This is a genomic window from Nonomuraea sp. NPDC005692 (assembly GCF_040631115.1).
GTDB lineage: Bacteria > Actinomycetota > Actinomycetes > Streptosporangiales > Streptosporangiaceae > Nonomuraea.
On record NZ_JBEXYU010000033.1, the window covers coordinates 77,895 to 101,856 of the forward strand.

The following is a 23,962-nucleotide window of genomic DNA, read 5'->3' on the forward strand; positions in this document are numbered from 1 at the left end:
GACCGGGACGTGGAGCCGGTCTGGGAGACCGAAGTGCTGCCCGACTGGGTGGTCAACTGGCTGCTCCCGATGTTGTCGGCCGGTCAGAAGTGGCCGGATGCGAGCGAGAGCGGGATGTCCAAGCTCGCCCATGCCTACCACGCGCTCGCCGCCGGGGCGATCGGCACCGCGCCGCGCGCCGGCTCGGCCGTGCGCACCGTGGCGGCCGGCTGGTCCTCGCCCGCCAGCGCGGACTTCGTCTACCGCGCCAAGTACCTGTTCGGCCACGGGGCCGGCATGGCGGGCACGGCCGGGAAGTCGCAGGACTACCTGGGCCAGTCGGAAAATTTCGCAGTCGAGACCCAGTACTCCAAGTTGTCCGTCAACGTGGCCTTCTGGGTCACGATCGTGGCCATCGCCATCGCGCTCTTCGTCGCCTTCTTCACGGCCGGCTCCTCTACGGCGATCATCGGGCCGTACGCGGCCGCGGCACGCGCGGCGATCAGCCGGATCCTGGTCCGGCTCGCCATGATCGGCGCCAGGGAGGTGGGCGCCGGGAAGCTGGCCCGGGTGACCGCGCTCAACGGCGCCACCGGGCGCGGCCTCATCACCCGGCTGCTCGGCTCCGCGATCGGCAAGGAGCTGATCGAGGAGATCGGCGAGGAGTTCACCATCGACGCCGGCGCCCAGTACCAGCAGATCCAGATGGGCACCAGGAAGGAATGGGACTGGAAGAAGTCCCGGGCGGCGATCATCGGCGCCGGCGGCGGCGCGCTCGTCGGCACCGGGCTGTCCGGGCCCATCTCCAAAGTCACCCGGCACATGCCGGGCTACCCCGGTCGCGCGATGACCACCGGCCTGACCAACACGATCGCCTCCCCGGTCGGCAGCTTCTTCGCCAACGGCCTGGTGTACGGCCAGTGGGACAACCCGTTCACGGCGGACGCCATCATGGGCGGCTTCCTGGGCGGCGCGGGGCGTACCAACACGCAAGGCATCCACAGCACCGACACGTGGACATGGCTGGGCGACCCGGTCACTGCCCTGCAGTCGGCCTACGACACCGCGGCCCGTACCGACGCCGCCCGCGCGGGTGGCGGCGGGGACCCCGCCACAGGGGGCGGGAACCCGCCGGCCGGCGGCCAGGACCCCTCAGGCGGCGGGCCCGTCGCCCCTGGCGGGGCGGCGCCCGCCGGTGCGCCCTCCTCCAGCCAGAACGACGACGTCAGGCGCGGTACCACCTCCTCGACGTCCGCCCCCGACTCGGACGCCGGCCCGCGCCGCGGCTCCACCTCGCAGGACGACCGGCAGAACACCGACCGCGAGCCCCGGGCCGAGACCGACGACGACTCCACCGACGACTCCGCGGCGGACTCCGACACGACGCCGCAGGCCCCGGACCCGAGGGCGAAGGGCAGCTCCGCACCGGCCCCGCAGACCGCCGCCGCCCCGGCCACCCCCCAGACCCAGGACGACTCCCAGGACACCCGGCAGGACGACCACCAGCAACCGGCCCCCCAGCAGGAGGACCGGCCCGCCCCGGCGGCCCAGCAGGACACCCGGCCGGACAACCAGCAGAACGCCCAACAGGACAACCAGCAGAGCACTCAACAGGACACGCAGCAGAACGCACAGCAGGACAACCAGCAGAGCGCTCAGCAGAACACGCAGCAGAACGCACAGCAGGACAACCGGCAGGGGCCGACCGCGCAGCAGGGCGACCAGCAGGCATCGGCCACCCCGCAGAACGACGGCACCCCCGCCACCACCTCGGCCGCCGCCCCCGACAACGCGCCGCCCACGCCCGTCCTGGCGACCGTCCGGGCCCGTAACGCGCTGCACGACTCGCTCACCGTGGACTTCCCCGGCGCGGTCGTCGGCCCGAACGACGACCTCCTCATCCCCGGCCCCGACGGCAGCGTACGGGTGATCCGCGCCGCCACCATGAGACGCGTGCGCGCCGCCCTGGACACCCGCGCCGAGGAGGTCACCGACGCCGACGAGCTGCAGGCCGAGGCCACCGCGCTGGTGCTGCTGGCCCAGGAGTCGGGCGAGACCCGGCAGCCCGCCACGAGCAAGCCGGGCACGGTCACGTCGAGGCCGGTGCCGGGCACCCGGCACGTCCCCGACGCCCGATCGGGCACCTCGTTGCAGCCCGATGAGGTCAAGGCGGGCGCCGACGCCCTGCGGCCGTCCCACTTCCTCAACCAGGACGTGGAGGACATCACCTGGTCGGCCGACGGCACGCTCGTCGTCCGCACCAGGAACAACGGCACCCACCACTTCCGCCCGGTCGTCGGCGAGATGACCGAGGGGCTCATGGGCGAGACCGAGCTCTCGACCGGCGAGGACGCCCAGCACGCACACGTCGTGCACCTCGCCCCCGGTATGGACCCGAGCCAGCTGTCCCGGGTCTGGCTGCACGAGATCACCGACACCCTGCAGAAGCTCCAGGAGGACACCGCCCCCAAGCGGCGGGGCTTCCTGCGCCGCAAGCCGGCGACCAGCGAGCCCACCCAGGACATGTGCGCCCAGGCCCAGCTCAACGAGCTGGCGTTCCTGGCCGAGCAGTGGCACGCGGCGCAGACGCCGCAGGAGCAGCGGCTCCTCGCCCTCGACATCGACGGCGTGTCCCGCCAGCTCAGCGAGCGCGGCCACACCCCGCCGCTGCCGCCCTGGGCCCCCAAGCCGGGGTCCAGGCCCACGCACGCGCCGCCGGTGCCGCAGGGCCGCCCCGCGCGCGAGGAGCTGCCGGCCGTCATCGACGCGCTCAAGCGGGCCGAGGCGGCGCTCCAGGAGCAGATCGACGCCAAGCGGAAGACCGCCCAGGAGGCCCAGGAAGCGGCCCGCAAGTCCACCAAGGAGATGCGGAACGCCAAGCGGAAGCGCGACCAGGGCCGCCATGAGCGGGCGGCCGCGGCGCGCAAGGAGGCCCGCAACCAGCAGGCCACGCGTAACCGGCACACCAGGATCGCCGACGCGTACGAGGCCGCGCTGCGCCAGGCGACGCGCACCCGGCAGACGTACGAGCAGCTGCTCACGGCGATGAACGAGATCGAGAACCCCAGCGCGCCCAGCGGGCCGGTCGGCATGCGGCACGTCGCCGAGCGGCTGGCCAACCAGGTGCTCCAGCAGCACGCCGCCTACCTGAACGCACTGGCGAACGCGTTACCGCAGGAGATCAGCCTGGCCGGGGCCCAGCCGACGGGCCGGCTGGCCCACCTGTCCACCCTCACCGACGCCGTCAACAACCTGCTGGCGGACAACGACATCGGCCACCGGTACAGCGCCGACCAGCTGGAACGGGCGATCCGGGCCGACTTCCACAAGGCCGTCTCCCCCGACGGCCTCGTGCTGACCGTGGGGCACCACGGCAAGGCGGCCGAGGTGCGGATCAAGCTGACCCTCTCCGACCTGATCGAGGTGCTGGACCCGGCCATCAAGGGGTCGGAGATGATGGTGGGCCTGTTCTACCAGGCCAGCCGTACGGCCTCGATCACCCAGTCGGGCAGCGGCGGGGTGTCGGCGGGCTTCGACACCAGCGTCCTCGCGCAGTTCCTGCCCGAGGACCACGTGGCGCGGACGGTGGCCGAGCTGCTGGGCGTCGGCCTCGGCGCCTCGCTCGGGCGCAACTGGTCGACGAGCGGCGGGGCCGGCATGTACGCGCAGGGCGGCTCGGTCACCGACAACCGGAGCGAGTCGCTGCTGTTCGACGCCGCCGCCACCTGGACGGCCGAGATCCGCACCGGCCAGGACGAGAACTGGCGGGGCACCGTCACGGTCGACTCCGGCGCTCCCGGCGACTCCTCGAGCCAGCGGCTGTGGTTCTCCCACTCCGCCACCGACCAGCCGCCGCGCAAACTGGAGTGGATCGACCGGGCCAAGCGCGGCCAGAAGATGCCCAACGTCGTCGTCCAGAGCATGAGCGACCTGGAGGGCGCCGTCGACGCGCTCGCCGAGACCCTCGGCGGCGACTACGCCGCGGTCGGCACCGTGTCCCGCGACGAGCTGCGCTCTTTCGTCACCCAGGAGCTGCCCCACCGGCTACGGGACGCGGTGAACGGCGGGCTGGAGCGCGTCATCACCAGGAACGGCGAGCCGCACGTCCGGATCCGTGCCGAGAGCCGCGTCGTGGTGGAGACCGCCGAGCCGGTCGGCGGCGCGACCGCCGCGGAGTGGGAGGAGGAGGTGCTCGTCGACTTCGTCCAGACGCCGGGGGGCGCCTCGTCGGGCTCCTCGCTGGAAGGCAGCGCCTCGGCCGGGTTCAAGGCCCCCGGGCTGGCGGCCGTGGACCTCGGCGGGTACCAGCCCGCGATCGGCCCCAAGGCCAACGGGGCGAGAGGCGCGTCACGGTCGTACTCGGCCACGGCCAACAGGCAGGCGATCCACCCGAGCGTGCACCGCAAGACCCACCACAAGCAGAGCTACCGGCTCACGGTGGTGACCACGTTCACGGTGGAGGAGGTCGGCAAGCGGCCGGTCACCCTGCGGCCGATGTTCAGCGAGGCGCTGGTGGACATGCGGGAGTCGGCCGCCTACCGGTACGGCCTGCCCGTGGACAGCGCGGCGCTGGCCCGTAAGAACGGTGTGCCGGTCACCGACGCCAACGGCGAGCAGATCATGCGCGGCGACCCGCACCCAGGCCCGCCGCCCGGCCGCAAGGAGGAGCTGCCCGTATGGCTCGGCGACGGGCCCGGGAAGATGCGCGGCGCCGGCCCCGGGCTGGTGCAGGACATCGAGGGGCTGGAGGAGTTCCGGCAGAAGGTGCTGGACGGGCTCGCCGAGCGCGGCGTCATCCCCAAGACCGTGAACGGCGTGCCGGAGTACTCCTCCAACAGGCTCACCCGCGCCAGCCAGATCCTCAACCTCCAGGAGGTCATGGAGCAGCTCTCGGAGCACCGGATCCGCTCCGCCTACGACTCCCTGGCCCAGGACGGCATCATGCTCGACCTGACGCTGCACGGGCTCAACTCCGCCCCCGAGCACTACATGCTGCGCCTGTCGCTGAAGCAGGACTTCAACCAGGCGACCTACGTCGGTCACACCGACTCCCAGACGGTCGTCAACCTCGACATCGGCTCCGACACCTCCGCCAGAGGCATCGGCAGGTCCAGGACGTACAGCGGCGGGGCGGGGGTCAGCGAGAGCGACGGCCCGAACGAGGGGCAGGACGGCCTCTCGCACGAGGCCGGCGTCAAGGGCGGCGGCAACCGCACCCGTTCGGCCGGCTCCAGCGCCGGCGGCACGACCAACGTCGTGACCCTCCAGGAGAGCAAGGGCGGGGTCGCGATCTTCACGCTGGGCCACCAGATGACCGCCGAGCTGCTGCACAACGGCACGACGACGATGAGGGTGAACAGCGAGGGCTCGGCCCAGCTCGTCTTCGCCGCCGACCTGCTGCCCTCGACCAAGCCCACGCCGCCCGCGCCGCTCGGGCGGATGTCCCCGAAGCTGCGGTCCAAGGCGCGGCTGCTGCACGTGGACGTCGGCCGGCCGATGAGCGCGGCCAGCCGGGTGCTGCCGCGGGCCACGATCCGCGACTCCGTGGCCTTCCAGCACCTGATGGCGTTCCTGAACGTGCGCAACCTGGTCGCCCACCCCAAGCTGCTGAACCGGCCGCTCACCACGGACGTCATGATCCGGCCGAACGGCCCGACGCGCTCGTCGCTGTCGGTGTCCGGCGAGGTCGGCGAGACCGAGGTGCTGGGCGTCGTCGACCAGGTCACGGGCAACATCCTGTTCGGGCTCGGCAGCGCCGGCATCTCGTGGGGCGGCTCGTCCGGGCTGTCCGCCGGCATGACGACGAACGCGGGCGACCTCGACGACGGCGGCACGACCAGCGACAGCGGCACGCTCTCGCTGCCCTCCCGGTCCGGCGGCACGTCCGAGTCCACCTCGATCCTCGACATCTGGGGCAGCGAGGAGCTGACGATCGAGTTCGGCCGCCAGTACATCCTGCGCAGCTCGGTCGAGCTCACCCTCACCGGCTCCGAGAGCGCCGAGCACGGCGTGCCGAACGGCGAGCGGATCCCCCTCAGCGAGTCGAGGACGACGAGCACGTCCGGCACCGCGCTGTTCACGGTCTCGGAGTACGACGCGCTGCTGATGCACGCGGAAGGCGACCTCGACCTGCCGCCCCACCTGGTCGGCGACGCGGTCGAGCGGTTCCTCAACGGCAGCCTGACCCTCGACCGGAGCCTCGCGGTCCCGCTCGTCCAGCGCTACGTCAAGGACATGGTCGAGTCGGGGGTCACCAACGAGTACAGCGACCGCCACACCCCGCAGGCCCTGCTGAGCAAGCTCAAGGAGGTGACCGGGCTCGACACCCCCGACAGCGGAAGCCCGCAGGAGAAGCTCGACCAGGCCCTGGACACGGCCGCCGACCAGCTCGAACGCTCCAGGGACGTGGTGCTCGCGCCGCCGTACGACCGGTCGGTGGGCGCGAGCTCGACCGAGTCGCTGACCCTGACGGACGAGAACGGCGACCCGGTCGACGTGATCGACGCCGTCCGGAGCGCCGTGCAGGACGCCGTGCCCGGGGCGCTGGACGAGAGCCCCACCCTCGGCGAGGAGTTGAACGTCGACTTCTCCGAGGACGCGGCGCTGATCCACGTCACCGACATGTGGTCCGCCCGCGGCTTCGAGCGCAGCTACCACGTCCAGCAGGGCGCGCAGGTGACGCAGGCCGAGGAGGTGACGGTCCGGGTACGCATGGTGCCCGTCGGCGACCCGCGCACGGCGAGGATGCTCAGCCAGACGTCGCAGTCCGGCCTGATCGTCCAGCACTACCGGTACACCGACCTGTCGCATTCCGAGTCGTACAACGGGTCCTGGTCCGCGGGCCTCGACCAGGGCGCCGGCGATCCGAACGGCGGCCAGGGCGGCGGCCTGTCCACCGACAGGAACCGCGGGTACTCGGGCTCCACCAACCACCAGAACACCAGGCTGCAGCGGATCGGCCTGTTCAACGGGCTGACCCGGGTACAGCAGGAGATGCAGCTCGTCATCGAGGTCGAGCGCAGGCCCGTACGGGGCGGCAAGGTGTCGGCCGCCACCAAGCAGGCGGCCGACAGGCTGCAGCACAAGCCGCGCGCCACGCCGCCGGTCACCTACAAGGCCACGCTGGTGCGACGCCTCCCGACCGGCATGACCAGGCCCGTCGGGGAGGACCCGGGGCCGGTCGTCATGACCAGCGACCCCCGGCAGGCCGAGCTGCATCCCGGCTTCTTCCCGGCGGCGCTGTGGGAGAGCCCGGCCAAGCCCAGCCTGTACGAGGTCGTCACCGCCCAGCTCACCAAGATGCTGGGCGCGGCGGCGGTCCAGGAACGCCGTCCCGAGCTGGTCAGGCGGCTGGCGCCGTCGGCGCTGCTGACGGCCTTCGAGCGGATGACGGGCCCCTCGGGCGAGCCGGTCGTCCGGGTGTCCAGGCAGAAGTTCAAGGACCAGGGCGTGACGGTCACCGTCCACGCCCGCACGTCCGACCTGACGATCGTGGCCGGGCCGTACGACGGGGAGAAGGGCCAGGTCGACCGGCAGGCCGACGCCCAGAACGTGACCGTCTCCCGCGGGCACACGACCCCGGTGGGCTGGGGCGTCAACGGGTCGGACTCCTCGACCGGCGTCAACGGCGGCGCCCGGGGCGGCGAGCAGACGTCCGAGAGCGTCAGCGACCACCACGGGGCGCGCCGCGAGCGCAGCATGTTCGAGAAGGGCAAGCTCTACACCGTACGTCTACGGGTGGACTACGACGTCGACTTCCAGTACACGGCGCGCCTGCGCGACGGCAACGAGCGGCCGGTCGGCGAGCCCGTGCACCTGCCGGGCGCGTCAACCGGCGAGGTGGACGTGATCATGTTCGGGGAGGAGATCGAGGAGCTGCGCGCCCGCATGGCCGCGGGCGTACGGATCGCGCCGCCGCGTCCGGGCGGCCCGCCGCCCGCGACGTTCACCCACGTGCCCGCCTCCGAGAACCAGAACCCGATCCAGACCCTCCAGGAGGCCCGCCTGGCCGCCCGCAACCGCGGCGAGGTGGCCAGGGTGGCGGTCTGGGAGGCGGACGGCGTGCACCGCTACCGCGTCATGCCGGACGGCTCGCTGTACAGCGAGACGGCCGACGGCGGTTTCGCCGACGCGTTCGCGGGCCTGGCCCCCGACCTGCTGGACGCGGCCGTCGGCGCCGGGCTCGACCTGCGCGACGTCTACATGAACCCGAGCACGGCCGGCACCTTCACCGAACAGGTCCAGGCCGCGCTCGCGGCCGTCGACGCCCTTCCGGCGCCCGCCCCGCCGCCCGCCTGGCCGGCCCCCAAGCCCGTCAACGCCGAGCAGCCGGACCCGGTAGGCGGCAGCGTGGCGCAGGGCGTGACGCCGGCCGCCGGGATGCCGTCCCCCGCGATCGAGAACACGCCGTTCAGCAGGTCGTCGCGCCCGCAAGGGGTTCCCGACCTGAGCCTGGACGAGCTGCGCGGCCAGCCCGTGTCCGCCGTCGACCTCGGCGGCGCCGCCGCCCACGTGGGCTGGACCGGGGACGACGTCCTCACCGTCCAGGTGCCGGGCGCGCCCGACCAGCACGTCCGGGTGGAGGTCGGGGAGCCGGGCGACGGCCTGAACGCGATCACCGTGCCGCGCGCGGGCACGGCCGAGGAGCCGCACCTGCTGCGGATCTGGGGACGCGTGCATCCGGACCTGGTCTCGTCGGTCCTGGTCCACGACCTCTCGCACGTCGTCCAGGCGGCGACCGCGGCGGCCGCCGGCCTGCCGCAGGGCGTGCTCAGGACGTCGCCGCAGGGCGAGCAGACCGAGGGCACCGACCTGTGCCTGCTCCCCCGCATGGACGAGCACGCCCACCTGTCCGACAAGTGGCACGCCACCACCGACCCGGCCCGGCGGGAGCGCCTGGCGGCGGCCATCGACGCCGTCGCCGAGGACATCCGCCGGCGCGGCCACACCCCGCCGGCCCCGCCGTGGGGCACCGGGCCACGCGCGCCGGCGGCCCCCGAGCCGCAGAGCCGGATCGCCCGCCTGCTCAACGGCGGCTCGGCCACCGGCCTGGACACCTCGCCGCCCGGCCTGGGCAAGCTGGCCGAGATCGCCGGCGTGCCCGCCATCACCCCGGGAGCCGGTGCCGTCAACGGCGCCGCCCCGCACGTGGGGCCGGCGGACACGTTCACGGTGACCGCCCCGGGCGGCGAGTTCACGCTGACCCTGGCCGAGGCCGCGCCCGGCGCGGCCGGGGTGACCGTCGAGTCGAGCGCTCCCGGCCACCTGATGCTGCGGGTGCCCGCCGACGCCGGCTCCCGGGCCACGACGGCCGTCGCCGAGCACGTCGCGGCCCACGCCGCCACGCTCGCGGGCGACCCCGCCGGCGGCCGGTCGACGCAGGACCGTCCCGCAGACAGCGGGCGGCCCGGACCGGCCGAGGCGGCGGCGCTGGCCCGGCTGCGCGGGCTGGCGCGGGCGGCCGCCGAGGCGGGCCCGGTCCGTTCGCGCACCGAACGGGCGGCGCTCCAGGAGGAGGCCCGGCGGCTGGGGCTGGCCGGCGACCAGCAGGAGGCGCCGTCCAGGCTGGCGGAGCTGTCCCGCGCGGGCCATCTCACCCCCGCCCACGTCACGGCGATCCGCGGCCACGCAACGCTCCCCGAGACGGCCGCCGCCGGAGCCGTCGTACGGGCCGCCGCCCTCATGGGCGCGCGTGTCGTGATCCACGGTCCCGGCCTTCTCGACATCGTGCTGCCCGGCCGGGCGCCCATCACCGTCGAGGTCCGGCGGCCCGGGTCCGGCGAGCCCGACCCGGGCGTGCTGACCTACGACGTGGACCCGGCCCGCACGGTCGGCGCGAACGAGCGGGCCGCCGCCGGGACGGCCGCCGCCGCCATCGCCCGCGCGCTGGACCTGTCGCCCGCCGACAGCCAGGAGCTGGCCGAGCTGCACGAAGCCGTGCGCCAGGTCCGGGTGGCCAACACCAGGCAGCGCCTGGGCCGCCTCGGCGTGCTGTTCGACCTGGTCACCGAGGCCCGCCCGGAGATCCTGCGGCTGCTTCCGCCGCAGGTGGCCAACGAGCTGGCCACCCTGGCGGACGGCCGCCGCCCCCGCGACTGGTCCGCGATCCTGGACGAGGTCCGCGCGCTGGCGAACACGACCGGCTGGAACCCGCCCGAGGGCGAGTGCGTGTGCCCGGACGACGAGCCATGCGTGTGCGGCCTCCGCCTGAACGACACCCAGCTGGTGACGCCGGACGCCGAGGCGGTGGCGGTGTGACAGGCGGGACGTCGGGCATCATGGGAACCCCGAGGAGAGGACGGCTATGGCTTTCGCGGTGGCGCGGACGAGGGACGAGGCACATCTCTACCTCGACCTCAACCCCTGCGCCTGCGGGTCCACCGACACGACCTGGCGCAACGGGCTGGTCGACGTCGAGGGCGAGCTGGTCAACCGCTACTTCGGCCCGTGCGAGGAGTGCGGCACGCCGCGCGAGTTCGTGTTCGGGCTGCCGGAGCGTCCGGTGCTGCCCGCCGGGTTCCCGACGTTCGGTGGCCCCGAGCCGTCGGAGCTGCTCGACGCGGGCGAGTGGTTGTGGGTGGCCGACCTGACGGCCAGCGACGTGCCGGTGGCCAACCGGGCCGAGGCTCTGCGCACGCTGAGGATCGCCGCCGCGGCGGTGGAGGAGGTCGTCAAGTTCGTGCCGGCGGGCGCGGACACGGTGCCCGCCGACGGGTTCTGGTCCGAACGCGGGCAGGGGGTGCGCGCGGCCGAGCCCGGCAGGTTCCAGCTCGACCGGCTGCTGGTCGTCCGCGACACCTACCAGGCGCTGGCAGGTGAGTATGCCTGAGCAGGGTCTGGGCCGCTCGCTCGTCGAGGCGTACGTCTACATCGACCTGGTGGCCCACTCCGGCACGCCGGGCGCCTCGCGCGGCGCCACCGTCGCCCAGGACGCCGAGAGCCTGTGGGTGCGGCTCGACGACGTGGAGGTCGAGGTCCCCGTCGAGGCCGAGCGCGCGGCCAGGGAGACCGGCGCGACGTTCGGCACCGGCCTGTCGGAGCTGCTCGACCCCGGCCAGTGGGTGCTGATCGCCACCACGTACGCGAGCCGGGCCCTGGAGGAGGGCCTGTTCTACGCCGTCGGCCCGGCCGTCCCCGAGCGGTACGACGCCGTGGCGACCGGCTGGCGCTTCGCCGCCGACGCGGTGGCCGAGGCGCTGAAGTTCTTCCCGCCGGAGGCCGCCGAGCTGCCGCCCGACGCCTTCTGGAGCGACCTGGGCAGGACCGTGCGCGAGACCGAGCCGCAGCGCCTGACCCGGGCGAAGCTGGAGGACGACCTGGCCTTCTACCGCAAGAGCCTCGACGACTTCGAAAGCCTGCACACAAGGCCCTGACCGGCAGAGTGCGCCCGCCGGAGGGTAAGGCTCTCATTACCGATTGGCTACTCTACTTTTAGTAGCTGAATAACTACTTTCGGTAATGTCCTGCTCCTCCTCAGGGAAGAGGCGCGCCATGCCCCAGTACGCCGCGGTCCCGCGGCTCCCGACCGGCCCCACCGGCCTCGGAACCTCCGCGCTCCACCTTCCGATCCCCGCTCCGCCCCCCGCGCCGCGGCAGCTCCCGGCTCCCATCCCCTATGTCGAGCGGGAGTGGGGCGACGGCTCCTACCCGCCGCTCTACTGCCCCGAGACGGTCCGCGACGACCCGGCGCTCGGCGCGGAGGTCGACCGGCGGCTCGTGGCGTGGGCCGAGAAGGTGGGCCTGCACGCCGGGCGGATGGACGAGTTCGCCGCCACCGGGTTCGGCCGGCTGGCGATGCTCGCCCACCCCGACAGCGACGACCCCGACCTGCTGCTGATCGCGGCGCAGATGAACACCGCCTGGTGGGCGGCCGACGACTACTACGCCGACGAGACCGACCTCGGCGCGAGCCCCACCGAGCTGCCGCCGCGCCTCGCGCTCGTCATGTCGGCCATGGACCCGCCCCCGCCCGCGGGCGGGTACACCGAGCAGCTCGAAGAGGCGATCGAGGCGGACCCCGTGCTGGTCTCCCTGCGCTCGGCCACCGGCCACCTGTCCCGCCACGGCACGCCGTCGCAGGTCATGCGGGCCTGCAACACCACCTTCCAGATGTACGTGAGCTGGACCGCCTACGCCGCCTGGCGCTACCTGGAGACCCCGCCGCCCGTCTGGCGCTACCTCGCGGCCCGGCAGCACGACAGCTTCTACACCTCCATGACCCTCATCGACGTCGTCGCCGCCTACGAGCTGCCCGCCAACCTGTTCTACGACCGGCGGTTCCACACCGCGCTCATGCAGGCGGGCACGGCCAGCGTCATCGTCAACGACCTCCACTCCGTCGCACGGGAGGCGGCCGACGAGCTGCCCGACTCCAACGTCGTCCTGCTCATCGCGGGCGAGGAGAAGTGCTCCACGCGCGAGGCCACCGAACGCGCCGTCGCGCTGCACAACGACTTCGTCAAAGGCTTCGAGACCAGCCAGCGCGAGCTCGCCGCCGTTCCGTCCGTGGAACTGCAGCGATTCCTGCGCGGCGCCCAGGGCTGGATGGCCGGTTGCCTCGAATGGCACGGCAGCAGCAGCCGCTACCACTGATGACGACCGGCCGCCCCCGGCCGGAAAGGAGCTCTTCCCAGGTGACCGTCAACACCCAGTCCCCCGTCCTCACGAGCCACTACCAGCACTCCGTCGCCAGCTACTGGAACGCCGAGAAGAACCCGGTCAACCTGCGCCTGGGCGACGTCGACGGCCTGTACCACCACCACTACGGCATCGGCGAGGTGAACTGGACGGTACTCGACGGCCCCGAGGACACCCGCGAGGACCGCATCGTCAAGGAGCTCCACCGCCTGGAGACCGCCCAGGCCGACCTGCTGCTCAGCCATCTCGGCCCGCTCGAACCCCACCACCGGGTGCTCGACGCCGGCTCCGGCCGCGGCGGCAGCAGCCTCCTGGTCAACATGCGGTACGGCTGCGAGGTCGACGGCGTGTCCATCTCCGAGTCGCAGGTCGCCTTCGCCAACGACCAGGCCAAGAAGCGCGGCGTCGACGGCAAGGTGCGTTTCCACTTCCGCAACATGCTGGAGACCGGCTTCGAGACTGGATCGTTCCAGGCCAGCTGGAACAACGAGAGCACCATGTACGTCGAGCTGTCCCTGCTGTTCGCCGAGCACTCCCGGCTGCTGCGCCGGGGCGGCCGGTACGTCTGCGTCACCGGCTGCTACAACGACGCCTACGGCCTGCCGTCCCGGGCGGTCAGCCAGATCAACGCCCACTACATCTGCGACATCCACCCCCGCAGCACGTACTTCGAGCAGATGGCGGCCAACCGGCTGGTCCCGGTCAGCGTCGTCGACCTGACGGCGGCCACGATCCCGTACTGGGAGCTGCGCGCCCGCACCCACCTGGCCACGGGCATCGAGCAGTCCTTCCTCGACGCCTACAAGAACGGCAGCTTCCAGTACCTGCTCATCGCGGCCGACCGCGTCTGATCAACCGGCCACCGCGGCGGCCAGTTCCCACGGGTCGTGGGCCGAGAAGACGCTCACCTGGTCGCCGTGGTCCCGTACCAGTTCCCGCAGCCGGGCCTGGGTGCCGAGCCGCAGGTCGTGATGGACCTCCGAGCGGGTCTGCACGACGTCCATCAGCGGGTGCGGATGCGGGTCCGGCTGCAGCTCGCGGTGGTAGTAGTAGGCGTCGCCGCAGTGCAGCAGCCAGCGGTCCCCCTCGCGGACGGCGACGCCGGTGTGCCCGGCGGTGTGCCCGCCGAGGGGGATCAGCCTGATGTCCTCGGGCAGGCCGTCGGGCCTGATCGAGGCGAAGCCGAACCAGTCGTCGTTCGCCTCCGGGGTGTAGGTGGCCCAGTCGGGGCCGTGCGCCCAGTGGGCCGGGCGGTAGCGGAAGCTCGGGGCCTCGGCCAGCGCCGCCTCCAGCTCGGCGGCCAGCAGGTGCACCCGCGCGCCGGGGAAGTCCGGCAGCCCGCCGCAGTGGTCGACGTCGAGGTGGGTGACGATGACGTGGCGCACGTCGTCCGGGCGGTAGCCGAGCCGGGCGACCTGGCGGACGGCGGTCTCCTCCTCCTTCAGCGCGGGCCCGGCCATGGCCACCCAGTCGGCGCCCAGCGTGCCGGCCGGGTCGCGCACATCGCCGAGCCCGAGCCCGGTCTCGACCAGCACGAGCCCGTCGGCCGGGGTCTCCACCAGCAGGCAGTGGTTCACGGCGGGGGTGGCGGGCGGGCCGTCGTAGGTGGCTTCGATCGTCCGTACGGATCCGCAGTTCAGGTGATGAATCCTCATGGGGACGATCGTCGTACTTGAACCGCGGTTCAAGTCAACTTCAGCCGCCCGCCATCATGTCGCCGAAGGCGCGGGCCGCCGGGCCCGAGGTGAACAGCCGGTCGAGCCGCGCCCTGGCCAGCCGGCGGCGGAACGGCCCGGCCAGCGTCTCGTCGCCGGCCTCGTGGGTCATCTCCGTCATCCAGCGGGAGAACTCCTGGTGGTGCCACACCCGTTCCAGGCAGGTGGCGGAGTAGGCGGCCAGCGGCTCCTCGTCGCCCTCGCGCAGGGCGGCGCGCAACGCGCGGGCCAGCACGTCGGCGTCGGCGACCGCCAGGTTCATGCCCTTGCCGCCCATGGGCGTGATGATGTGGGCCGCGTCGCCGACCAGGAAGAGCCGGCCGTAGCGCATCGGGTCGACGACGTGGCTGCGCATCTCGACGAACGCCCGCTCCCCGATCGGGCCGTCCGGCAGGCCCTCGTCGGCCAGGCGTAGCCGCAACTGGGCCCAGATCCGCTCGTCGGGCCAGTCGGCGGCGGTGGCGTCGGGGGCGCACTGGAGGTAGAAGCGGCTGGCCCGCGGGCCGCGCGGGAAGTGGGCGGCGAACCCGTGAGCCGTGATCGCCATGAGCGGGTAGCTCGGCGGCGGGACGTCGGCGAGCACCGTCAGCCAGCCGATGCCGTAGTCGTGGGAGTAGGTGGTGAGGGCGTGCGCGGGCACGCCGGCCCGGCTGACGCCGTGGTGGCCGTCGCAGCCGGCGACGTAGGAGCAGGCGATCTCGTGCGTGACGCCGCCGGCGTCGCGGTAGGTGACCGTGGGCGCGGCCCCGTCCACGCCGCGCGGGGTCACCTCGGCCGCCTCGAAGCGCAGGTCGCCGCCGGATTCGAGGAGGCGCGCCAGCAGCCTGCCGACGAGCACCTGCTGCGGCACGAGCCGGCCCGTCCGGCCCTCGGTGATCGCGGGCACGTCGAGGAACCGCCGCTCGCCGTCGACGCGGAACTCGAACCTGGTCTCCTGCGGCATGCCCGCCAGGACGGTGTCGGCCAGGCCCCACTCCTCGAAGACGCGGGCGCCGTGGTGGTCGAGGATGCCCGCGCGCTGCCGCTGCTCGACGTACGGGCGGCTCTGCCGTTCGAGCACCACGCACTCGACGCCGGCCTGGCGGAGCAGGCTCGCCAGGGTGAGCCCGGCCGGACCGGCTCCGATGACGACGACCTCGGTGTGCTCTGCCCTGCTGGTCTCCCCGGACATGGCGGTCCTTTCGCCTCGGTGACGCGCAGTGGTACCCGGCCAGGATGATCACGATGATAGTCCGTCGGTCACCACCGCACCGGGAGACTGAGCACCCCGTGGATGTCGGTGCCGACGCGTACCGGCACCTCCTCGGGCGCGACGGCCAGGCGCAGGCCGGGGAAGCGGGTGACGAGCGCGGGAAGGGCCGTGCGCAGCTCCACCCGGGCCAGCTGCTGGCCGAGACACTGGTGGATGCCGTGGCCGAAGGACAGGTGGCCGGTCGCGTCGCGGCGCAGGTCGAGGCGGTCGGGGTCGGCGTACCTGCGGGGGTCGCGGTTGGCGGCCGAGAGGGACACGACGACCGACTCGCCCGCCCTGATCAGCCGGCCGGCCAGCTCGACGTCCTCCAGCGCGGCCCGTACGACGGTGTGGGCGATGGTGAGGTGGCGCAGCAGCTCCTCCACGACCTGGGCCGCCCGCTCCGGCTCCGCCCGCAGGACGTCGAGCTGGCCGGGGTCGCTGAGCAGCGCGTACGTGCCGAGCGCGAGCATGTTGGCGGTGGTGTCGAGCCCGGCGGCGAGCAGGAAGGTGCCGACGCCGGCCAGCTCCTCGTCGGTGAGGTCGGTGGCGGTCAGGTCGCCGAGCAGGTCGTCGGCGGGTCGGTCGCGCTTGGCCTGGACCAGGCCGTCCATGTACCGCTGGAGCTCGGCGTAGGCGGCGAGCTGCTCCTGCTCGTCCGTGTCCACGCCGGTCAGCGCGGCGGCGTGGTGCTGGAAGGCGTCGCGGTCGGCGTACGGGACGCCCAGCAGCTCGCAGATCATCAGCGCGGGGATGGGCTGGGCGAAGACGCGTACCAGGTCGGCGGGCGGGCCGAGGCGTTCCATGGCGTCCAGGTGGTCGGCGGTGATCTGCCGCACGCGTTCGGTGAGCAGGTTCATCCTGCGGACGGTGAACCTGCCGGTGAGCAGCCTGCGGTAGCGGGTGTGCTCGGGCGCGTCGAGACCGGTGAGGTCGCCGGGCGGCGCGGCCGGCAGCGGGCCCAGCGCGGCCGTCGGGTGGTGCATGAACTCGTAGCGCGAGCTGAACCGCCGGTCCGCCAGCACCGCCCTGGCCTCGGCGTGGCCGGTCACCAGCCAGCCGCGGTGTCCGTCGGGGAAGGCCAGCGGGGTGACGGGCGCCTGCTCGCGCAGCTCCGCCAGGCCCGCGGGCGGGTCGAAGGGGCAGCCCGCGGGGCGGGTGACGGGCAGCGTGACGGGGACGTCGTTCATGGTGGCTTCCTTCTCAGTGGGTCGCGGTGAGGGACGGTTCCTGCGCCGGCTTGCGTTCGCCGCGCATCACGACCAGCGCCAGCACGGCGGCGGCGACCACCCCCGCCGCGCTGATCGCGAAGGCGGCCGACATGGCCGAGGTGAACGCCTCGCGGGCCACCTGGGCGAGACCGGTGTCGCCGAGGGCGAGCGCGTCGCCGATCGAACGCCGGGCCGCCTCGGGCGCGCCCGCCGGCATCCCCCTGGTGTAGGCCCCGGCCAGGACGCTGCCGAGGACGGCCACGCCGAGCGCCGCGCCCGCCTGCTGGATGGTGTCGTTGAGCGCCGAGCCGACGCCGGCGTGCTCGGGCGGGATGGTGCCCATCAGCGCGGCGATGGCCGCGGGCATCGCCAGGCCGCCGCCCGCGCCCATCACGAACAGGGCCGTGCCGGTGAGGAGGATGCCGCTGCCGGAGGAGACGGTGGCGAGCAGGCCGAACCCGGCGGCGCAGATGAGCAGCCCGGTGACGATCATGGGACGGTTGCCGAGCCGGGCGCCGAGGCTCGCGCCCAGGCCGTTGAAGATCAGCGAGGCGACCGCCATCGGCAGGAACGCCAGCCCGGCCGCGGTGGGCGTGTAGCCGAGCACGTACTGCAGGTACTGGGTGAGCACGAGCAGCAGCCCGCCGTTGCCGACCTGGACGAGGGTCAGGGAGAAGCTGCCGCCGCTGAACGTGCGGTCGCGGAACAGGGCGAGCGGGACCATCGGGTGCGGCGTGCGCAGCTCCCAGATCACGAAGCCGGCCAGGGAGAACACGGTGAGGGCCAGGGCCGGCCAGGACACGCCGTGCGGCAGCTCGATGATCGTCCACACCAGGGCGGACATGCCGGTCGCCGACAGGATCACGCCCAGCGGGTCGGGCTTGGTCCAGGGGCCCTTCGACTCGGGCATGAGCAGCAGGGAGGCGACGATGGCGAGCAGCGCCACCGGCACGTTGATCAGGAACACCGCGCCCCACCAGAACCAGGCGATCAGCGCGCCGCCCAGGACCGGCCCCCCGACCATGCCGATCATCGCCACCGCGCTCCAGGCGGCCATCGCCTTGCGGCGTTCGGCCTCGTCGAACACGGTGATCAGGATCGACAACGTGCTCGGCATGATCAGCGCGCCGCCGACGCCCATCGCGGCGCGGGCCGCGATGAGCTGCGCCGGATCGGCGGCGTAGGCGGCCAGCAGGGACGCGGCCCCGAAGAGCGCCAGGCCGATGACCATCACCCGGCGCCGGCCGAAGCGGTCGGACAGGCTGCCCGCGGTCAGCAGCAGGCCGGCGAAGACCAGGATGTAGGAGTCGAGGATCCATTGCAGGTCCTGGGCGTCGGCGCCCAGATCGGCCGCCAGGGGCGGGACCGCCACCGTCAGCACCATGTTGTCGACGACCAGCACCAATGTGCTGAGGCACAACACCACCAGGATCCACCAGCGGCGGTTCATGGGTTTCTCCCCTTCAACTTGCGTACGTCGCTCTCGGAATGCGCACACTGTACGCAGACGAAAGTGATGTACGCAAGCCAGTGTTCGCTGATGCGTACAGTGTGCGCTAGGCTCGGGTCATGCCAGCATCGCAGCCGCCCGTCCCCTCGGTCTGGGTCCGTCAGCGCCGGCAGCGGGAGCGGCCCGCGCTCACCCTCGACCGGATCGTGTCCGAGGCCGTCCAGCTGCTCGACGAAGAGGGGCTGGAGGCGCTGAGCATGCGCAGCCTCGGCACCCGGCTCGACGCGGGCGCGACCTCCCTCTACCGCCACGTCGCCAACAAGGACGAGCTGATCGAGCTGGTCGTCGACGAGGTCTACGGCGAGCTGCGCGTGCCGTCCGTCGAGAAGGCGGAGGGCTGGCGCGACGGGCTCGCCAGGTCCGCCCACAGCCTGCGGGCGGTGATCCTGCGCCATCCGTGGATGGGGGCCGTGCTCGGCCAGGTCGGGCTCACCAGCCTGGGGCCCAATGTGATGCGGCGCTCGGAGGACCTGCTGGCGCTGGCGCACTCTGCCGGGTTCGCCCCCGGCGAGGCCGACCGGGCGGTCAGCACCGTGCTGGCGTACGTGATCGGCGTGGCGATCGCCGAGGCGGCGTACCTGTCGACGCTGGCCCGCAGCGGCCGTACCGAGCAGGAGTGGATCGACGCCGTCCGGCCGACCGCCGAGCAGGCGTTCGAGGACCACCCACGGGTGCGGGCGGAGTACGCGGCCAAGGGGTTCACCGATCCGGCGCGCGTCCGGGAGGAGGACTTCGGCTACGGCCTCGACCGGGTGCTCGACGGCCTGCAGGCCCGGCTTGCCTCATCGACCGGCTGACCGCGCCGGGCGCCCCGGCGTGAGAACCTCGGCGTCATGGAAATCTGGATCAACCCCGACTGCTCCAAGTGCCGTTCGGCCCTGTCGATCCTCGACGCCGAGGCGGCCGACTACAAGGTCCGCCGCTACCTGGAGGACCCGCCGTCGCCGGACGAGCTGCGCGCCGTCCTGGCCCGGCTCGGGCTGGAGCCGTGGGACATCACCCGTACGGGCGAGCCGATCGCGACCGAGCTGGGCCTCGACGCCTGGCCGCGCGACCCGGACGCCCGCGAACGCTGGATCGCCGCGCTGTCCGCGCACCCGATCCTGATCCAGCGGCCGATCATCACCGCCGACGACGGGCACGCCGTGATCGGCCGCACCGAGGACGCCGTGCGCGGCACGCTGCCCGGGTGAGCGGTCAGTCGTTCATGCGGCCCTCCTGCTGGCCGAGGCGCTCGGGCCCGGACATGCTGGAGCCGCCGGCCGGCGCGTCGACGCTGCCCGGGGAGTAGTAGCGGCGCAGCCACTCGGCCAGCCCGTCGAGGCCGGGGAGCAGCACCCGCTCGGTGATCCCGGCCTGGTCGAGCCGCCGCCGGATCTCGACCTTGACCCCGGCCGGAATCGACCAGCCCCGCCACAGCCCGGGATGCTCGGCCAGCCAGTCGTCGAGCTGGTACGTCGCCCCCGACATCGCCGACAACACCGACGACTGGTTGACCATGCGCTCGTCCAGCGACGGCGGCTCGAAGAAGGCGACGAACGGGCGGTCGCGGCCGAGCGCGTCGAAGCGGGCCAGGCCGGTGGCGCGTTCGGCGAGCATCTCGGTGCTGAACAGCAGCGCGCCCTCGCCGTCGAGCACCTCGCGCAGCGGCTCGGGCAGCAGGCGGTGCGCGCCCGCGCAGTCGACGGCCAACAGGACGGCGTCGTCGCCGGGCCAGGACGCCGTGGCGAAGTGCAGCGCGACCAGCGGGGAGAACGTCCAGTCCAGGAGGCGGGTGGGCAGGCCGTGGTGCTGGCCGAGGGCCAGCCAGTCCCAGACGGAAGGGCCGGGGGCGGCTCTGTGCGCGTATTTCCTAAAATTTCGTATCAAGTGGGTTTCTAGGGTGGCGTAGTCGCCCGCCAGCCGCGCCAGGCTGTGCACGTGCGAGTACGTGCTCTTCGCCAGGCCGCGGAAGACCAGCGTCGAGTGCGCCTGGGCCGGGCCTTCGGTGTGGCCGGCCGCGCTGATCGCGTCGTCCAGCTCGCGCCAGGACGACACCGTCACCATCCCCATCCGCCTCCGGTGCCCCTGGGCGCCCCTGTCACACCTGCCGCCGAGCCCTTGAGGTGGAGTGGACTCCAGGTCCTAGAGTCGCGGACTATGACAATGCGCTACCGCGTACTCGGCGGCACCGGCATCGAGGTGAGCGTCCACTGCCTTGGGGCGATGATGTTCGGCGCCGTCGGCAACCCCGACCACGACGACTGCGCCCGCATCATCCACGCCGCGCTCGACCAGGGCGTCAACTTCGTGGACACGGCGGACATGTACTCCGCGGGCGAGTCCGAGGAGATCGTCGGCAAGGCGTTGAAGGGCCGCCGCGACGACGTCGTGCTGGCCACCAAGGTGCACTTCCGGATGGGCGAGGGGCCGAACAGGTCCGGGAACTCGCGCTTGTGGATCATGAAGGAGGTCGAGCAGAGCCTCCGGCGGCTCGGCACGGACTGGATCGACCTCTACCAGATCCACCGGCCCGACCACACGACCGACATCGAGGAGACGTTGTCGGCGCTGACCGACCTCGTGCGGCAGGGCAAGATCCGCGCGTTCGGCTGCTCGACGTTCCCGGCGGCGGAGATCGTCGAGGCTCACCAGGTCTCGGAGCGGCGGGCGCTGCACCGCTTCAGGACGGAGCAGCCGCCGTACTCGCTGTTCGCCCGCGGCATCGAGAAGGACCTGCTGCCCGTCTGCCGCCGGTACGGCATGGGCGTCCTGACCTGGAGCCCGCTCGCGTCCGGCTTCCTGAGCGGCCGCTACCGCAAGAACGGCGACATCGACCTGACCACCGGCCGGGCCGCGCTGACCCCCCACCGCTTCGACCCGTCGATCCCGGAGAACGCCGCCAAGCTCGACGCCGTCGAGCAGCTGGTCGAGGTGGCCGACGACCTCGGCTGCACGCTCCCCCAGCTCGCCGTGGCCTTCGCCGCCGCGCACCCGGCGGTCACCTCGGTGATCACCGGGCCGCGGACGATGGCGCAGCTCGACGACCTGCTGAAGGGCGCCTCGCTCACGCTCGACGACGCCGCGCTCGACCGGATCGACGAGATCGTCCCGCCGGGGCGTGACATGTACCAGCCGGACGGCGCGTGGCGTCCGGCGTCACTGACCGACCCGGCGCTGCGCCGCCGCCCGCTCGCCGAGCGCGCCGCGGCCGGCTAGACCCACAGGCTGTGGACGGCGGCGGCCACCCGCCGGCCCTGCTCGCGGCCGGCGTGGGCCGCCGGTGACCGTACGGCGGGGTCGAGCGGGTTGGCGCCCATGGCCGCGACGGCCCCCTCGTCCGGGCTGACGACCTCGACCGCGGAGCCCTCCTTGCGCAGCAGGGCCACCTCCTGTTCGAGCGACGTCCAGGGTGAGGCGGGGGCGCCGGGCGGCTGGGGCGAGACCACCAGCACCCGTTCGAAGCCGGCGGCCAGGTCGGCGTTGTCGCTGGACCGCACACCGCCGTCGACGTAGCGGCGGCCCTCGATGGTGACCGGCGGCCACACCCCGGGCACGGCGCAACTGGCCGCCACCGCGTCCACCAGGTCCACCCCGGACGCCCGGTCGAACAGGCGCGTCTCCCCGGTCGCCGCGTCGAGCGCGACCAGCACGAGCGGCCGCTCCGGCCAGTCGGCCTCGGGCAGGCGCGAGGCCACCGCCGCACGCCGTTCCGGCTCGCCGACCGTGGGGGCCTCCAGCGCCCAGGCGCCGATGCGCCGGTGCAGTTCGTCGCGGTCGTGGGCGCCGGTCAGGATGCCCTGGAGGGCGACCGCGAAGGAGGCCGCGTCGAACACCGCGGGGATCTCCCTGGCCTGCAGCGCGGGATCGACCTGCCGCTGGAACAGCTCCTCGACGGTCAGCCGGCTGCGGGCCTGGGCGCCGACCGCCGAGCCGGCCGAGGTGCCCACGATCAGGTCGGCGTCCCGTACGTCCACGCCCTCGTCGGCCAGCCCGGCCAGCACGCCGGTCGCCCAGGCGATGCCGGCCACGCCGCCGCCCCCGAGCACCAGGGCCCGCTGACGGTCAGAAGCTTCGATTCGGTCCATGAGCATCATCATTCATCAATAAGGAACAAAGCGCGCGTCTCGTTCGGGCCGTCCGTGTGTATGGTGAGCCTGTGGAACGTACTCATGATTTTGGGTACAACCCCGCCGTCGAGAGCCTGCGACTCATCGATCACGGGCTGCCGAGGTCCCTCCCCGGCAACCTGAGCGGACGCTTCCGCTTCACCCCTGCCTCCCTGTACGTCGGCGACCGGATCGCGGCGACCGCCTTCGCCCGCCTGGACGGCTTCGGCCTGTCCTGGGTGGACGTCTGGCTGCTGTCGTTCCACCGCGGACGCTGGGCACTGCGCGCCGGCGACAGCATGTCGGCCGCGCGCAGCGACGACCTGCTGGCCCACCGCCAGGGCGTCTCGGTGCTCAAGGAGCACGGGCTGACCGACGAGAACGGGCGCTTCGACACCAACGCGGGTCGCTGGCTGCCCCGGCCGAAGCGGTGGGTGGCCTACGGGCTGCTGCGGCTGTCGGCCGAGGTGGAGACCGTCAGGCTGGCCGGGCGGGAGGTGCCGGTGCCGGGACACGGCCTGCAGGCGCTCGCCTGGCGGCTGCAGGCCGGCCCGGTGGTCGCCGACCTGCTCGACGACATGGGCGAGACGGTCGCGGCGGTGAGCCTGACCGCGTAGGCGCGCCGCACCTGTCGGCACGCCGCATCCCTTGGCGCGCCGCCGAGTGCCAAGGTGGGCGCGGGCTCTAGGGCGTGCGGAAGTCGGCTGCGTGGTCGCGGGCCCACGAGCGGAACGTGCGGGCGGGCCGGCCCAGCAGCTCCCGCACCGTGCCGGTCACGCGTTCCGGGGTGTGCGTGAACGACTCCCACACCCTGAGCCGGGCCTCGACGAACGCCGGATTCCCCCAGGCGGCCGTCAGCTGCTCGCGGGCGATCTCCGGCGGCAGGTCCTCCCAGCGCACCTCGATGCTGATCTCCTCGCCGACGGTCCGTGCCAGCTCCTCCTGGGTGATCGACTCGGGGCCGGTGATCAGGTACTTGGCGCCGTCGTGGCCGGGGGTGGTGAGCACGTGGGTGACGACGTCGGCGATGTCCCGCTCGTGGATCAGCGATCTGGCGGCCTTGCCGTACGGGAGCCGGACCACTCCGCTCCGGATCTGGGCGGCCCAGGCCAGCGTGTTCGTGGCGAAGTCGATGGCCCGGACGAACGTCCACCGCGTCCCGGACGCCCTGATCAGCCGTTCGATCTCCTGGTGGTAGCTCGTGGCGGGCTCGCCGTCCGCCAGGTCGGGCACGTCCGTCGACAGGTACACGACCTGCTCGGCCCGTCCGGCCACCGTGGTCACCACCCGGGGGTCCACGGGGATGCCGGGCCACATCAGGTACACCCGGTCGACGCCGCGCAGGGCGGCCTCAAGGCTGCCGGGGTCGGCCAGATCGCCGCGTACGGGCTCGACGCCCGCCGGGAACACCGCCCCGGCCGGGTCGCGGACCAGCGCCCGCACCTCGTGTCCCGCCTCCGCCAGGGAGGAGACGACGCGCCTGCCCACGTGGCCGGTCGCGCCGGTCACCAGAATTCCGCCCATGAAAGGCAGCCTAGAACCTCAACCGCAGTGAAGGTCTAGTCAAAGAACTGACTCTGCCGGGTGATATG

15 protein-coding genes and 1 pseudogene are annotated in these 23,962 nt (G+C 73.1%); 9 read left to right on the forward strand and 7 right to left on the reverse strand.

Features of this window, described 5'->3' with window-relative positions; translation table 11 throughout:
• The first annotated feature begins 9 nt into the window (after positions 1–9).
• The 5 genes from ABZ459_RS42810 to ABZ459_RS42830 all read left to right on the forward strand — a co-directional run bounded on the left by ABZ459_RS42810 (position 10) and on the right by ABZ459_RS42830 (position 13,466).
• A complete protein-coding gene (locus ABZ459_RS42810) occupies positions 10–10,236 on the forward strand; it encodes a hypothetical protein (RefSeq protein WP_357983702.1) in 10,227 nt (3,408 codons plus the stop codon).
• 46 nt (positions 10,237–10,282) lie between these two features.
• On the forward strand, positions 10,283–10,807 hold the full coding sequence (locus ABZ459_RS42815) for a hypothetical protein (RefSeq protein ID WP_357983705.1): 525 nt from the start codon (positions 10,283–10,285) through the stop codon (positions 10,805–10,807).
• Entirely contained in the window at positions 10,800–11,351 is a 552-nt protein-coding gene (locus tag ABZ459_RS42820; protein ID WP_357983708.1) for a hypothetical protein, read from the forward strand. The genes ABZ459_RS42815 and ABZ459_RS42820 overlap by 8 nt, the downstream gene beginning before the upstream one ends.
• 118 nt (positions 11,352–11,469) lie before the next feature.
• On the forward strand, positions 11,470–12,570 hold the full coding sequence (locus ABZ459_RS42825; protein ID WP_357983711.1) for a family 2 encapsulin nanocompartment cargo protein terpene cyclase: 1,101 nt from the start codon (positions 11,470–11,472) through the stop codon (positions 12,568–12,570).
• A gap of 41 nt (positions 12,571–12,611) precedes the next feature.
• Positions 12,612–13,466, forward strand: a complete 855-nt coding sequence (locus ABZ459_RS42830) for a geranyl diphosphate 2-C-methyltransferase (protein WP_357983714.1) — start codon at positions 12,612–12,614, stop codon at positions 13,464–13,466.
• On the opposite strand, the gene ABZ459_RS42835 is transcribed toward ABZ459_RS42830, so the two are convergent.
• The 4 genes and pseudogenes from ABZ459_RS42835 to ABZ459_RS42850 form a co-directional block, all read right to left on the reverse strand.
• Positions 13,467–14,270: an MBL fold metallo-hydrolase gene (locus ABZ459_RS42835; protein WP_357983717.1), complete on the reverse strand. Its 804-nt coding sequence runs from the start codon at positions 14,268–14,270 to the stop codon at positions 13,467–13,469.
• A 40-nt stretch (positions 14,271–14,310) separates the two neighbouring features.
• Positions 14,311–15,528, reverse strand: a pseudogene (locus tag ABZ459_RS42840) (4-hydroxybenzoate 3-monooxygenase); the annotation flags it as partial.
• Positions 15,529–15,569: 41 nt separating this feature from the next.
• Entirely contained in the window at positions 15,570–16,751 is a 1,182-nt protein-coding gene (locus ABZ459_RS42845) for a cytochrome P450 (RefSeq protein ID WP_357983720.1), read from the reverse strand.
• Positions 16,752–16,764: 13 nt separating this feature from the next.
• Entirely contained in the window at positions 16,765–18,222 is a 1,458-nt protein-coding gene (locus ABZ459_RS42850; protein WP_357983723.1) for an MFS transporter, read from the reverse strand.
• A gap of 119 nt (positions 18,223–18,341) precedes the next feature.
• On the opposite strand from ABZ459_RS42850, the gene ABZ459_RS42855 reads away from it, so the two are divergent.
• Together ABZ459_RS42855 and ABZ459_RS42860 are read left to right on the forward strand one after the other, a co-directional pair.
• Positions 18,342–19,079: a TetR/AcrR family transcriptional regulator gene (locus ABZ459_RS42855; protein WP_357983726.1), complete on the forward strand. Its 738-nt coding sequence runs from the start codon at positions 18,342–18,344 to the stop codon at positions 19,077–19,079.
• Between the two features lie 36 nt (positions 19,080–19,115).
• Positions 19,116–19,475 carry an arsenate reductase family protein gene (locus ABZ459_RS42860; RefSeq protein WP_357983729.1) on the forward strand — a complete coding sequence of 120 codons (360 nt, stop codon included), beginning with the start codon at positions 19,116–19,118 and terminating at the stop codon, positions 19,473–19,475.
• Between the two features lie 4 nt (positions 19,476–19,479).
• Here ABZ459_RS42860 and ABZ459_RS42865 read toward each other — a convergent pair whose 3' ends face one another.
• On the reverse strand, positions 19,480–20,334 hold the full coding sequence (locus ABZ459_RS42865) for an FRG domain-containing protein (RefSeq protein ID WP_357983731.1): 855 nt from the start codon (positions 20,332–20,334) through the stop codon (positions 19,480–19,482).
• An 87-nt stretch (positions 20,335–20,421) separates the two neighbouring features.
• Between ABZ459_RS42865 and ABZ459_RS42870 the strand changes: the two genes are divergently transcribed.
• Positions 20,422–21,480 (forward strand): aldo/keto reductase, encoded by a 1,059-nt coding sequence (locus tag ABZ459_RS42870; protein WP_357983734.1) that lies wholly within the window; start codon positions 20,422–20,424, stop codon positions 21,478–21,480.
• On the opposite strand, the gene ABZ459_RS42875 is transcribed toward ABZ459_RS42870, so the two are convergent.
• Complete coding sequence (locus ABZ459_RS42875) at positions 21,477–22,349, reverse strand: patatin-like phospholipase family protein (RefSeq protein ID WP_357983737.1); 873 nt, start codon at positions 22,347–22,349, stop codon at positions 21,477–21,479. The two genes, ABZ459_RS42870 and ABZ459_RS42875, sit on opposite strands and share 4 nt — an antisense overlap.
• Positions 22,350–22,420: 71 nt before the next feature.
• Between ABZ459_RS42875 and ABZ459_RS42880 the strand changes: the two genes are divergently transcribed.
• Positions 22,421–22,987: a hypothetical protein gene (locus tag ABZ459_RS42880; RefSeq protein WP_357983740.1), complete on the forward strand. Its 567-nt coding sequence runs from the start codon at positions 22,421–22,423 to the stop codon at positions 22,985–22,987.
• 67 nt (positions 22,988–23,054) lie between these two features.
• On the opposite strand, the gene ABZ459_RS42885 is transcribed toward ABZ459_RS42880, so the two are convergent.
• Complete coding sequence (locus ABZ459_RS42885) at positions 23,055–23,894, reverse strand: NmrA family NAD(P)-binding protein (protein WP_357983743.1); 840 nt, start codon at positions 23,892–23,894, stop codon at positions 23,055–23,057.
• Positions 23,895–23,962 lie beyond the last annotated feature (68 nt).

What these genes read in the sequence shown, in the direction of transcription:
- ABZ459_RS42815 (WP_357983705.1), top strand. Translation starts at nt 10,283, where the DNA reads ATGGCTTTCGCGGTGGCGCGGACGAGGGACGAGGCACATCTCTACCTC.
- ABZ459_RS42820 (WP_357983708.1), top strand. Translation starts at nt 10,800, where the DNA reads ATGCCTGAGCAGGGTCTGGGCCGCTCGCTCGTCGAGGCGTACGTCTAC.
- ABZ459_RS42825 (WP_357983711.1), top strand. Translation starts at nt 11,470, where the DNA reads ATGCCCCAGTACGCCGCGGTCCCGCGGCTCCCGACCGGCCCCACCGGC.
- ABZ459_RS42835 (WP_357983717.1), bottom strand. Translation starts at nt 14,270, where the DNA reads ATGAGGATTCATCACCTGAACTGCGGATCCGTACGGACGATCGAAGCC.
- ABZ459_RS42845 (WP_357983720.1), bottom strand. Translation starts at nt 16,751, where the DNA reads ATGAACGACGTCCCCGTCACGCTGCCCGTCACCCGCCCCGCGGGCTGC.
- ABZ459_RS42850 (WP_357983723.1), bottom strand. Translation starts at nt 18,222, where the DNA reads ATGAACCGCCGCTGGTGGATCCTGGTGGTGTTGTGCCTCAGCACATTG.
- ABZ459_RS42855 (WP_357983726.1), top strand. Translation starts at nt 18,342, where the DNA reads ATGCCAGCATCGCAGCCGCCCGTCCCCTCGGTCTGGGTCCGTCAGCGC.
- ABZ459_RS42860 (WP_357983729.1), top strand. Translation starts at nt 19,116, where the DNA reads ATGGAAATCTGGATCAACCCCGACTGCTCCAAGTGCCGTTCGGCCCTG.
- ABZ459_RS42865 (WP_357983731.1), bottom strand. Translation starts at nt 20,334, where the DNA reads ATGGGGATGGTGACGGTGTCGTCCTGGCGCGAGCTGGACGACGCGATC.
- ABZ459_RS42870 (WP_357983734.1), top strand. Translation starts at nt 20,422, where the DNA reads ATGACAATGCGCTACCGCGTACTCGGCGGCACCGGCATCGAGGTGAGC.
- ABZ459_RS42875 (WP_357983737.1), bottom strand. Translation starts at nt 22,349, where the DNA reads ATGGACCGAATCGAAGCTTCTGACCGTCAGCGGGCCCTGGTGCTCGGG.
- ABZ459_RS42885 (WP_357983743.1), bottom strand. Translation starts at nt 23,894, where the DNA reads ATGGGCGGAATTCTGGTGACCGGCGCGACCGGCCACGTGGGCAGGCGC.